This window comes from Paraburkholderia sp. BGA-UO-ETr-F21, from assembly GCF_059567925.1.
Window position 1 is genome coordinate 88,317 of sequence record NZ_JCAQOY010000003.1, and the last position, 12,331, is coordinate 100,647.

The 12,331-nt window shown below is 64.0% G+C and carries 10 protein-coding genes; 8 read left to right on the forward strand and 2 right to left on the reverse strand.

Annotated features, from left to right (window positions below; genetic code table 11):
• The first annotated feature begins 113 nt into the window (after positions 1–113).
• The 5 genes from msbA to AC57B1_RS01040 all read left to right on the forward strand — a co-directional run bounded on the left by msbA (position 114) and on the right by AC57B1_RS01040 (position 7,175).
• Positions 114–1,907 (forward strand): lipid A export permease/ATP-binding protein MsbA, encoded by a 1,794-nt coding sequence (gene msbA / locus AC57B1_RS01020; protein WP_408345159.1) that lies wholly within the window; start codon positions 114–116, stop codon positions 1,905–1,907.
• 116 nt (positions 1,908–2,023) lie between these two features.
• A complete protein-coding gene (locus AC57B1_RS01025) occupies positions 2,024–3,100 on the forward strand; it encodes a glycosyltransferase family 4 protein (protein WP_496416307.1) in 1,077 nt (358 codons plus the stop codon).
• 345 nt (positions 3,101–3,445) lie between these two features.
• Positions 3,446–4,573: a glycosyltransferase family 9 protein gene (locus AC57B1_RS01030; RefSeq protein WP_408345165.1), complete on the forward strand. Its 1,128-nt coding sequence runs from the start codon at positions 3,446–3,448 to the stop codon at positions 4,571–4,573.
• Positions 4,573–5,919, forward strand: a complete 1,347-nt coding sequence (locus tag AC57B1_RS01035) for an O-antigen ligase family protein (RefSeq protein WP_408345168.1) — start codon at positions 4,573–4,575, stop codon at positions 5,917–5,919. Before AC57B1_RS01030 ends, AC57B1_RS01035 begins: the two co-directional genes overlap by 1 nt.
• Positions 5,916–7,175, forward strand: a complete 1,260-nt coding sequence (locus tag AC57B1_RS01040) for a glycosyltransferase (protein ID WP_408345367.1) — start codon at positions 5,916–5,918, stop codon at positions 7,173–7,175. The genes AC57B1_RS01035 and AC57B1_RS01040 overlap by 4 nt, the downstream gene beginning before the upstream one ends.
• A gap of 92 nt (positions 7,176–7,267) precedes the next feature.
• Here AC57B1_RS01040 and AC57B1_RS01045 read toward each other — a convergent pair whose 3' ends face one another.
• The gene (locus AC57B1_RS01045) at positions 7,268–7,588 is read right to left on the reverse strand and encodes a hypothetical protein (protein WP_408297125.1); all 321 of its coding nucleotides are present in this window, start codon (positions 7,586–7,588) and stop codon (positions 7,268–7,270) included.
• Positions 7,589–7,675: 87 nt separating this feature from the next.
• Positions 7,676–8,224, reverse strand: a complete 549-nt coding sequence (locus AC57B1_RS01050) for an ester cyclase (protein ID WP_496416308.1) — start codon at positions 8,222–8,224, stop codon at positions 7,676–7,678.
• Positions 8,225–8,439: 215 nt separating this feature from the next.
• Between AC57B1_RS01050 and AC57B1_RS01055 the strand changes: the two genes are divergently transcribed.
• The 3 genes from AC57B1_RS01055 to AC57B1_RS01065 all read left to right on the forward strand — a co-directional run bounded on the left by AC57B1_RS01055 (position 8,440) and on the right by AC57B1_RS01065 (position 12,244).
• Complete coding sequence (locus AC57B1_RS01055; RefSeq protein ID WP_408345174.1) at positions 8,440–9,372, forward strand: recombination-associated protein RdgC; 933 nt, start codon at positions 8,440–8,442, stop codon at positions 9,370–9,372.
• A gap of 152 nt (positions 9,373–9,524) precedes the next feature.
• A complete protein-coding gene (locus tag AC57B1_RS01060) occupies positions 9,525–10,952 on the forward strand; it encodes an HdeD family acid-resistance protein (protein ID WP_408345177.1) in 1,428 nt (475 codons plus the stop codon).
• Positions 10,953–11,335: 383 nt separating this feature from the next.
• Positions 11,336–12,244, forward strand: a complete 909-nt coding sequence (locus AC57B1_RS01065) for a transglutaminase family protein (RefSeq protein WP_496416309.1) — start codon at positions 11,336–11,338, stop codon at positions 12,242–12,244.
• Positions 12,245–12,331 lie beyond the last annotated feature (87 nt).

Sequence of the window (12,331 nt, forward strand, 5' to 3'; positions counted from 1 at the left end):
TCCCCAACCGCCGACGCCCATCCCCAACCGTTTACAATGCTCTTTTTTGATATTCCGCCCGGCCGGCATTCCGTCTGCCGCGCGGTTGCCGTCCCGCATTCTCAGAGGATTCCTTGAGCGCGAAGCCAACGTTAAGCAAACCCATCGGTACAGGTGAGGCGTCGTCGCCCGCCGTCGTCTTCAAACGGCTGTGGCCGTATATCAAGCCGCTGATCTGGGTTCTCCTCGGCGCAATCGTTGCAATGGCCGTCAGCGCCGCGACCGACGCGGCGATCCCTGCGTTGCTCAAGCCTTTGCTGGACAAGGGCTTCGGCGCGCATGCCAACGACAAAACCAAGTGGTTCGTGCCGGCCGCGGTGATCGGCCTCGCGCTGGTGCGCAGCTTGTCGCAATATGCATCCGGGTATCTGCTTGCCTACGTGACGAACAAGATCCTGCTCGATCTGCGTCTGAAGATGTTCAGCCGCATGATTCATACGAGCGTGGCGTTCTTCCAGCGCGAAACCGCGAGCACGGTGATCAACGCGATCGTCTTCGAGGTGAACCAGATTCTCAACGTGCTGCTGAGTGTGCTGGTCACGCTGGTGCGCGATTCGCTCACCGTGGTCTTCCTGCTCGGCTATCTGTTCTATCTGAACTGGCGTCTGACGCTGATCGTCGCGGTGCTGCTGCCGGCGATCGGCTGGCTGGTCGGCAAGATCAACCGCCGCCTGCGCCGTCTGAACCGCGAGCATCAGTTGCTGACCAATGAGCTGTCGTACATCGTCGAAGAGTCGGTGGGCGGCTACAAGGTCGTCAAGGTGCACAACGGCGAGCAGTACGAGATGGATCGCTTCGAGTCGATGAGCAAGCGTCTGCGCGGCTATGCCATGCGCATGACCGTGTCCGGTGGACTCGCGCAACCGTTGACGCAGTTCCTCGCGTCGATCGCGCTCGCCGTGGTGATTACGATCGCGGTGGTGCAGTCGTCGTCGGATCAGACCACGGTGGGCGGCTTCGTCGCCTTCGTCACGTCGATGCTGCTGATCATCTCGCCGCTCAAGCACCTGATGGACGTGAACCAGCCGCTGCAGCGCGGCATGACGGCGTGCGAGCTGATTTTCGGCCTGATCGACGAGCCGTCCGAACCGGAAGGCGGCGGCAAGCCGCTTGAACGCGCGCGCGGCGAAGTGGAGTTCCGCGACGTCTCGTTCAACTACAGCGCGAACGCCACGCACAACCGCCACACGCTCGACCAGGTGTCGTTCAGGGTGGCGCCGGGTGAAATGGTCGCGCTCGCGGGCCCGTCGGGCAGCGGCAAGACCACGCTGGTGAATCTGCTGCCGCGCTTTTTCGATCCGAGCGGCGGTCAGATTCTGGTCGATGGCGTCGCGATCCCCGAATACGATCTGCACGCGCTGCGCAGCCAGATCGCGATGGTGAGTCAGGACGTGGTGCTGTTCAACGACACGGTCGCCAATAACGTCGCGTACGGACAGGTCGCCGATCCCGACAAGGTCAAGGCGGCGCTGCGCGCGGCCAACCTGTGGGACACCGTCGAGGCCATGCCGAAAGGCATCGAAACGCTGGTCGGCGACAACGGCATGATGCTCTCGGGCGGCCAGCGGCAGCGTCTGGCGATTGCGCGGGCGATCTACAAGGACGCGCCCATCCTGATCCTCGACGAAGCAACGTCGGCACTGGACTCCGAATCCGAGCGCCACGTCCAGGCCGCGCTGGAAACGCTGATGAAGGGCCGCACGACGCTCGTCATCGCGCACCGCCTGTCGACCATCGAGCGTGCCAACCGGATTCTGGTGATGGAAGCGGGGCGGATCGTCGAGAGCGGCAGTCATCGTGAACTGCTGGCGAAAGACGGGCTGTACGCGCATCTGCACCGCATCCAGTTCCAGCAGAGCGCGGCGTAACGCGCGCGACACGTCGATCGGCCACTCGGGTCTCCATTCGCGCGGTTCGCCAGCGCGGACCGCGCATGACTTGCCCCTTAACATTTGACGAGGCGCTGGCTCGCGCTGTCTGCTGAATGAAGAAACTTGGACTTTCCAGTAACGCGCTGCAGCACAGCGGCGGCCTAGAGCGCTACGCCATGGATCTCGTGCGCGGCCTCGCCGCGCGCGGCGTCGAGCCGGCTTTCTTTGCGCGTCGCTTCGATGCGTCGCTGGCGGAATACGCGATGGTCGAGCCACACCGCATCAACGTGTCGTTTCTGCCGGGCAAGTTGCGCGACCGCTGGTTTTCATGGCGGCTGCGCGGCGCACGTCGCGCGGCGCAAGTCGATGTGCTGATCGGCTGCAACCGCGTCGACTCGTCCGATATGGCGATCTGCGGCGGCACGCATCTCGGTTTTTTACTGGCGACGGGGCGAGCGCAGAAGCGTTCGGACCGCTGGCAGATTGCGCTCGAGCGCCGTCAGTACGAGCGCTCGAAGGTCGTGGTCGCGCATTCGCAACTGATGCACGATGAACTGCGCGAACTGTACGGCGTGGACGAGGCGAAAATCCGCGTGCTTTACCCCCCCGTGGACGGCACGCGTTTCGCACCGACCGATGCCGCGACGCGTGCCACCCTGCGTCGCAAATATGGTTTTGCCGACGACGAGATCGTCCTGCTGTTTCCGTCGAGCAGCCATGAGCGCAAGGGTTTGCCGCTTATCGAAGCCGCGCTGCGCGACATGGCGCTGCCCGTGGTGGTGGCCGTGGCCGGACGGCCGCCCGCGCGTACGTCCGGGCGGCTGCGCTATATCGGCTATGTGAGGGAGCTCGCCGAGTGTTATCAGGCCGCGGATTTCACGATCCTCGCATCCACGTATGAGCCGTTCGGGCTGGTCGGTATCGAATCGGTGATGTGCGGGACACCGGTCATTTTCCCGTCGACCATTGGCTGTTGCGATGCGATTGCCCCTCACGCGAAATTCATTTTCGCACCGGACAACGTGGCGGATCTGCGTGCCACGCTCGAGCGGGCGGTGGCGGCGCATCGCGACGGCATGCGTCGCGCGCCGTCGGAACGGGCCCGCGACGCAGTGCTTTACGACCCAGGCGTAGCCGCTCATGTGGACGCGCTGCTGAGGTTGGCCGAGCAACTCGACGCGCCGCGTTAGGGGCCGCCGGACCCTTGTCGCACAAGGAGCGGGCGGCCTTGCTGGCGCGGTTTCGCGCCGTTCCGCGGCAGGGTCACATGTTATAATTTTTCACTCTCAACGCTCGAACTCAATTCGGGCCGAACACCCACTTATTTCATCGAGCTTTCCATGCCGGCCGGGACAGGCGGCGGGCGAGAGGCGCTGCATCCCGAGCCGCGCCGGCCCGTCGTGACGGGGCCGTAGCCGCTGCACTGGAGGCCTTCGGGAAGAATACCGCTGGAGATTGTGCATGGCGAACGCGACCTCGCGCCGGGTATCGGCGCACAGCAAGATCGCGGCGGGAACCAACGCGCCGACGAGCCTATGAGTCGGCTTGCCGGGCGTCTTCGTATTTTTGCGCGGGCTATCCCGCGACTGTTGATCAAGCCACTGCGCCGCGAGCCACGGCAACCGCGCCGCATTCTGATTGCACACCATTTGTTGCTTGGCGATACGCTGCTGCTCACGCCGCTGCTCGCCAAATTGCGCGCGCAATATCCGCAAGCGCAGATCGTACTGACCTGTCCGAAGGCGATCGTGCCGCTGTATGCCGCTCGGCCTTTCGACGTCACGGTCTTGCCGTTCGATCCGCGTGATGCGAAGTCGGTGCGGGACGTTTTGCTTTCCGGACCTTACGACCTCGGCATGGTGCTCGGCGACAATCGTCACAGCTGGCTCGCGTTGGGCGCGGGCTGCCGCTGGATCGTCGGACACGCGGGCGATGAGCCGGCCTGGAAGAACTGGCCGCTCAACCGGAGCGCGCCGTATCCCGCGGCGCCGGCCGCGTGGGCCGACCTCGCCGCGGAACTGGTCGACGGACCGCCGCCGCGCGCTTACGCGCCCGCCGACTGGCCCGCGCCGCAGCATGCGGCGTTACCCGAGCCGTCGCTACTGGCGAAACCTTACGTCGTGCTTCATCCGGGGGCGAGCACCAGCGTCAAACGCTGGCCCGATGCGCGCTGGCGCGAGCTTGCGCAACGCGTGGAAGCGCTTGGCTACCTGCCGGTCTGGACCGGCGGCCCCGGCGAAGCCGAGCTGATTCGCGCGATCGACCCGGACCCTCATCATCCCAACCTGGCGGCGCGGCTTGGCCTCGGCGAGTTATGGCATCTGTTTGCCGGCGCACAAGCCGTGGTTTGTCCCGATACCGGGGTCGCGCATCTGGGGCGTCTGATTGGGGTGCCCACGCTTGCGCTGTTCGGCCCGGGCAACGCTTCGATTCATGGCGCGGGGCGCTACTGGCGCGAAGTGCCGTTCGTGCCCATTACGATCGCGGAGATGCCCTGCCGCGATCAGCCTTTTATATTCCGCCGCAAGGTAGCATGGGTGCGGCGCTGTGATCGCAACGAGACGACCTGTGTGGCCTGGCGCGGCGACCATGCCGAGTGTATGGGCCGGCTGTCGGTCGAATCGGTGTACAACGCATTGCAAAATGTTCTGGTGAAAGTCTAATGACTCACACGGCTGCGCGAGTGGAGCGCGTGTTATGGGTTGCCTGTCCCGTGATTCTGTTCGTGGTGATGTTCGGCCACATGACGGCGCTCGTCTTCAATGCCCTCGCACTGATGGCGCTCGGCGTGGTGGCGGCCGCCTGTTCGGCGAACCGGCCATCGCTATTGAAGTGGCCGCTGGTGCTGCCCATCGTGGGTTGGGCGGGCTGGAGCCTCGCTTCGGTCGCGTGGTCCATGTATCCGATGATCAGCCTGCACGCGTGGTGCGACGAGGTGCTTTATCCGCTGGTGTCGTTCTGGGGCTTCTGGCTGTTCGGCACCGAACTGCGGCGGCCGGCCCCCGTGGTGCTCGTCAACTGGGTCGCCTGCGTGGTGCTCGCCGTGATCAGTGCGCTCTACTGGGGGCATCTGCAGCCGCCCACCGCCAATACTTTTCCGCTGCATTTCTATAATCGCGTCGGCCATACCAGCACGCTCGCGGTGTTTGCCATGCCGCTCTTCGCCGGCTTCCTGCTGAAGCCGCGTTGGCGCGTGATCGGCGCGAGCGGCATCGTGCTGTGCCTGTTCATCGGACTGGCGACCCTCAATCGATTCTTCTGGCCGGCGGCCGCCGTGACGCTTCTGGTCGCGTTGTTTCCGCTCTACCGGCGCCGCCTGTTGCTGGCGGTGCTGGTCGTCGCCGTAGTCGGCGCAGCCGGCGTCGGCACGCTCGAGTTCAGCTCCCGTCTGCGCACGGCCGGCACCGCGCCCGCCGCCAGCCAGCCGCGCGACGTCGCGATCGACGGTCATCAGGTCTACGTGCCCGGCTCGCTGTCCGCGATCGGCGACACGGTATCGGCTGACACGCGTCCGAAGCTGTGGGCGTTTTATGTCAGCGAAGCCGAACGCCATGCGTGGGTCGGCGTGGGCTTCGGCAAGCCGTTGCCGGGGATCGTCTATCGTGGCGAAATGCCCGCCAGTTTGCTGGCGGTCGAACCGCAGGCGCTGACTCACGCGCACAACCTGTTCATCAACACGTGGTTGCAGACGGGCTTCATCGGCGTCGCGCTGCAGACTGCGTTATTGCTGTGTCTCGTCGCGCGCTTCTGGCGGCTTCGGCGGGTCGAGCCCTGGTTGTGCGCAGCGGGCGTGGCGCTGGTGGCCGGCATGATCGCGAAAAATACCACCGACGATTTCATGTGGCAGACCACCATGCTCGCGTTCTGGGCGTTTGCTGGCCTGCTGCTGGGTTGCGCGGAGCAAGTCGGCGCTTCCGGCGAAGCGTCGCTCGACGCTGTACGCGGCAAGGTCACGGCAGTACGCAGTGAACAGCGGCGTGAAGCGCCAACAGCCAAGTTGGGCGAATAACCAAGGTGACCAACGCAAACCCGCACGCTCCTGAAGCTGACCGCACGCCGCTGCGTATCCTGTTTCATATCAACGATTTCGGTAAAGGCGGCACCGAGACCGCGCTTCTGTCGTGGCTCAAGACGCTCGACCGGCGGCTGTTCGCGCCGAGCCTCTCGGTGGCGTATCCGACCGACGACCTGTTGTTCTGGCGCGCGCAGTCGATTCCCGACGACGTGCCAGTGCATGTGCTCGCCTCATCGAAGTGGATGTACGCGCTTCATCAGGAGGCCCGAAAGCGCAAGCTGGGCAAGGGCGAGAAGTTATTGCACAAGCTGCTGACCTATGGCGCGATCAGGCCGCTGGCAGCGCTGCGCATGCGGCGTCTCGCCAGGCAGCACGATCTGATCTGCGATTTCGATTTCTCGCTGCGTCACGTGGCGGGAAGCGGCCATGTGCCCTGGTTCGGGGTGAGCCATTTCAGCCTGGCGGCGCGGCTCGGCAGCAAGAGCGCGCGCTACATCGCCCGGCGGGTCAAGCATTACTCACGTTACTCGGCGATCGCCGTGCTGACGCCCGCCATGCTGCGCGAGGCGCAGGAACTCTTCTCGGCAACCGCGCTGGATATCGTCGAATTGCCGAACGTGATCGACGTCGATGCGCTGCGGCGCGCGGCACGTGCGCCGATCGAACGGCCGGCCGACTCGTTCATCGTTTCGGTGGCGCGTCTGGACGAAGGGCAGAAGGATCACAAGACGCTGCTCAGAGCCTACGCTCAGGTGCGCGAGCGTGGCCGTTGCAAGGCGGCGCTCGTCCTGATCGGCGAGGGGCGCGACCGGCGCGAACTGGAGCAACTCGCCGACGAACTCGGGATCGGCGCAGCGGTGCATTTTCTGGGTTTCTGCGCGAATCCAGCGCCTTATATCCGGCAGGCGGAACTGCTGGTGTTGAGCAGTCGTTACGAGGGTTTCGGCATGGTGCTCGGCGAGGCCATGGCGCTCGGCACGCCGGTGCTGTCGGCGGATTGTCCGACCGGGCCAAGGGATTTGCTGGAAGGCGGCAAGGCCGGCCTGCTGGTGCCGGTCGGCGACGTGGATGCGATGGCGCGCGCAATCGAACGTCTGCTGACCGACACGGAACTGCGCCGCACGCTCGTGCAAGCAGCGCAGCAAAAGGTCGAAACGTTCACGCCGGCCAGCGCCAACCAGCGCATGCTGGAACTGGCGTTGCGCCTTTCGGCGCAACAGGATTCACAGGCCGTGCAGGCGTTGCGCTGAAGTGCGCGCCAGGCTCACGCGCACTGGCGCTGTGCCGTTGCACGATGCAGGATTCGCCGGGCGCACCAACGTCACGCTGAACCGCGCCAGATTCACACGCCGCCAGTCACCAGTGGCAACACAGTCAGATCTGGATGCGTGCCTTCCACAATGCTGCGTCCCACATGTACACCTTCGTACAACGCCTCGTCCTCGCCCGCGAAGCTCTCTTCGCCGTCGGCGTGAAACGGCACCGCATGCCCTGGGATGGTCGGGTCCGCGCCAGGATGGCAAACATAGCCGACGTACGTATAGCGGTTATCCGCTGCGCCAGGCGCGTGCCCCTCGCTGGGCGGGTTTTTCGGACGAGGTGCCACGTGAATCTCGAAACCCTCGTATTCCACCATTTGCCAGGGTGCGGTTTCATCGGCCATGGCCGCCTCCGTCTAGGTCGCGCGCTTCTCAAAAAGTCTAGGTGATTTGAAGCTGAAGCGCGCTCCCAAACGGATACGGCAAAACCACTACGGCTTGATGGCGCCGAGTTGCTTGAGCAGCGTCAGATTGTCTTCAAGGTGCCAGTTCTCGACGATGCGGCCGTCCTTCACGCGATACAGATCGAAGGCCTGGAAGTCGATGGTCTGGCCGTTGCCTTTGAGATTCTGGAACTGCCCGGTGAAGTGTCCGTAGAAATGCAGATGAACCGAGGCCCGGTCGTCCGCCACGACGAGATCGTCGATCTCCGCGTGGAGATCGGGCACCGCCGCACGAAAACCCTTCGATGCCTGCAGCGGACCATCAGGACCTTGCGGGCGGCCGTCCGGCAAGGTGCGGTCCACGAAGGCCGGCGACAGCGCGAGTTTCGCGTAGGTCTCGTCTCCGGTGTTCCAGAAAGCGGCGTAGCGGCGTGCGCTTTGCACGATCGCGGCGGATTGCGCCGAGTTCGATGCGACAGTGAGGTGGTGCGGCGCGGGCAGGTCGGCGTCGCTCGCGGCATGGGCGCTCAGCGCGCCCGCGAGGCTCGCGACAACCAACACGTGACGGGCGATTCGGGACATCGGCGAGGCGGACATGGTGCGCTCCAGAGAGAGTTGAAGTGGATGAAGGGCATTCTCTGGCCAATGGTCGTGTTTGATAATTGGTCTGTCGCTTAAAGGATTGTCTATCCATTTTTGAAAATGACCGCCGTTGTATGAGCGTTTGGCTGACGCAGCGAGTCAGTTCGGCCGGCCGCGCGATGTCTATCGTCAGATAGAATGGTGCGCTTTGCCCGTACACGACTCTGCCCATGTGGTTCAAAAACCTTCAGCTTCACCGTCTTCCCGCTCCGTGGTCCGTCACCCCAGAACAGATGCAGAAGTGGCTCGCGCCGCACGCGTTCGCGCCCGGCAACAGCGTCGAGATGCAAAGCCACGGCTGGGCACCGCCGCGCGAGAACGACGCTAACGACTCGCTGGTGTACGCGCTCAATGGCCAGATGCTGCTGGTGTTTCGCGCCGAGAAGAAACTGCTGCCGGCTTCGGTCGTCACGCAAGTGACCAAGGCCCGCGCGCTCGAACTCGAGGAACAGCAAGGCTTCAAACCGGGCCGCAAACAGATGCGCGAACTCAAGGAGCAGGTCACCGACGAACTGCTGCCGCGCGCCTTCAGCATTCGTCGCGACACGCGCGTGTGGATCGATTGCAAGAACGGTTGGCTCGTGATCGACGCGGCCTCGCAAGCGGTTGCCGATGAAGTGCGCGGCCTGCTGGTGAAGTCGATCGATCAATTGCCGCTCGGCACGGTGCGCGTCACGCATTCGCCGGTCGCGGCCATGACCGAATGGCTGCTTTCAGGCGAAGGTCCCGCCGGCTTCACGCTCGACCAGGACACCGAGCTGCGTTCGCCCGCGGAAGGCAATGCGACCGTACGCTACGTGGGACATACTTTGGATGCCGAAGATATGCGCCGTCATATCGAAGCCGGCAAGCAATGCATGCGGCTTGCCATGACGTGGAACGATCGTGTGTCGTTCGTGTTGACGCCGTCGCTCACGATCAAGCGCATTGCGCCGCTCGACGTGCTGAAAGAAGCCAGCGATCCTACCGCGCAAAACGACGACGAACGGTTCGACTCCGATCTCACGCTGATGACCGCCGAACTCGACCGCATGCTGTGCGATCTGCTCGACGCGTTGGGCGGCGAGCAGGGCGAAGCGGTTCCGCAAGCCGCAGCGGCATAACAGACTTCAGTTGCCGGCACGCCGGCGCGACTGAATAGGGCGCGCCGCGTGCGTGTGGCAGCCTCGTCGTGGCGAAGCATTGTGCGCCCGATCCGTGAACGTGTATAAGATGGCGATCGGCAGCAGCGCGCGTCAGTCACGGAGGGCTTGCGATGGTTCGTCTCGTCATGATTCTGCTGGGAGTCGATTACCTGCGCACACGCTGGCGGTCGCTGCGGCTCATCGGCTGCATCAGTGCGCTGCTCGGCGTCTTCGTTTTCATCGACGCGCTCGATAGCGCGCTTTACTTTCCGATCACACCGTTCGCGTTACTCCTGTTGCTGGAAGGTCTCGCCACGCTGGCCGTCGCCTGGACCGGCATGGGCGGGCAGCGCACGCTGCGCTATGTGAAAGGCATTGCATTCGCTACTGCGGCGGCGTTGATTCTGGTCGGCCACGAGCACGGCAACTTCATTCTGTCGATGATCTTCGGCACGCTCTTTTTCGCCGATGGACTGCTGCAGATCGTCTCGGCCAACGTGGTCCGATATCGCACGTGGCGGCTCGCGATGATCGGCGGCGGCGTCGAAATCGCGCTGGCGATTTTCTTCTATCAACCTTATCCGACTCACTACGTCGGCACGGTGCCTTACTGTCTCGGGCTCGGTCTGATCTTTGGCGGCTGGAACATGCTCCTGTTGAGCACGCGAGTGCGGCGGCTCGCTTCGAATCCTGCTGCCGCCGCGAGCCCCGGGCTTGCCGCGAAAGATTCCGCGACGGATGCCGGCATCGCTGCCGCGAGCGAACTCGCTGCCAGCCGTGTGATCGCCCACGAATGGGACGGCCCGCCCGCCGCCGACGAAGCCGCATTGACCGTGCATGTGTGGACGCCGGTCGGGTCGGCCAAAGGCGAGGCGCGGCGGCAGCCGATCGTCGACCGTTATATCGCGGCGGTGGATCGCAATGGCGTGATATCGACCGGTCATGCCGCGCTCGAATCGCCCGAGGGCATCTACATCAGCCTTTATCCGGGTGTCGAGATCGATCGCTCGCCCGACGACTTCGCGCGGCTTTTACGCGCCACGCGCGAGAACGACGTGCCGGGGCTATTCCAGCCCGATTACGCGACCGAGTCGAAAGCGTGGTGTGCTTCGACGGTGCAGGTGCGAATCCGCAACTACGATCCGGTCCGGCTGCGCCGCTTCTGGGACACGTATCGACAGGACACCACATACAACCTCACGCACCGCAACTGTTCGAGCACGGTCTCGCGCGCACTGGAGGCCGCGATCGAAGGGGCATCGGCGCGCGTGTGGGGCGGTCTCGGCGGATGGCGGCCGTTTCTGCGCGTGATCGCGACACCCGAGTTGTGGGTCGCGGCGCAAGTGCGCAAGCGAGCCGCAACGATGGCATGGACGCCAGGCCTCACGCTCGACTATGCGCGCGCCCTCAGCATGCTGGCCGATCCGCGGCCCTCGGGCTGGGTCAAGATGGCGCGCCTTGCGCTGCGCAGAATGGTTCGCTCGCGCCAGCAATGGCGTGAGGAAGCACGACATGCGCGCGGCGATGAGGATGCGGCGCGTGGCACGGTGCGTGAATGAGGCGCGAATGAGGCGTGCATGAAGCGAGGGTGAGCGTGCTCGCGGGGCAGCGTTGCCCAACTTCGACGTCGCGGTAAAAATGGCAGTCACATCAATAGCTTGCAGTTTTTGCCGGTTAGTTATGCACAGATTTGCGAACAGATTCTGTTGATAACTCCGAGCGCGCGACGTACAGCCCAAATGAGTGTTTTCAACCAATATGGCGGGTGTATGCTCAACCCGTCAGTTTGTCGTTGACACCGCTCGACCACACCGGAATCCGGCCGTCGCTCATTGAGGAACAAAACCGCGCGGCGCGTTCTTCGCCCGCTGCGGCTGTGGCTTTTTTATAAGCGTGAACGCGATGGACAGGACGAACCCAGCGGCATCCATCGGGTGGTCAGATGAATGAGCCGCAGCGATTCACGGTGCGCCACGTCAGCATCTACCGTTACTCCGAACCCGTGCGTTTCGGCGAGCATCGCATGATGTTCCGTCCGCGCGCGAGCCACGATTTGCGCCTCGTGACCAACCAGTTGGTAATCACGCCCACGCCGTCGCGGCTGCATTGGCTGCACGACGTATTCGATAACTCGGTGGCGGTCGCGAGTTTCGCGGACAAGGCGCGCGAATTGCGCTTTGACAGCGAAGTGACGCTCGAGCACTTCGAAGCGCCAATGCCCGATTACGCACTCGAACCCTACGCGGTGAACTGGCCGTTCGCGTACACCAATGAGGAAGCGTCCGATCTCGTGAACGCGCGCAGCCGCCCGCATCCGGATAGCGACGTCGACGAATGGGCGCGCCGTTTCGTGCCCACGGCGGGTGGCTCGGCAAAGAGCGGCAAAGGCGGCGCCGGCGGCACGATGGCGCTGCTACGCGCCATGACGCTCGAAATCAAGAGTTCGTTTTTCTATGTGCGCCGCACGGAGAAAGGCGTGAATCGCCCAGGCGACACCTTGCGCAGCCGCAGTGGTAGTTGCCGCGATTTCGCCGTGCTGATGATGGACGCGGTGCGCTCGCTCGGTCTCGCGGCGCGCTTCGTGAGCGGCTATCTGTTCGTGCCCGACGTGCCCGAGCACGACGCCACCCAAGGCGGCGGCGCGACGCACGCGTGGTTGCAAATCTATCTGCCGGGTGCCGGCTGGGTCGATTTCGATCCGACCAACAGCATTGTCGGCAACCGCCATCTGATTCGCGTGGCGGTGGCGTGGAACGCCTACCAGGCGTTGCCGTTGTGGGGCACATGGCATGGGGCGCCGCATTCGTTTCAGGGTTTGCAGGTGGATGTGAGCGTGACCGAAGGCGCGTGAGGGTGAAGCAAGGGCGAATAAGGACGCGACGATGTCCCGGATGCTCGAATCGAAACGTGTTCGCACGTCAATTGAACGTTTCAACTG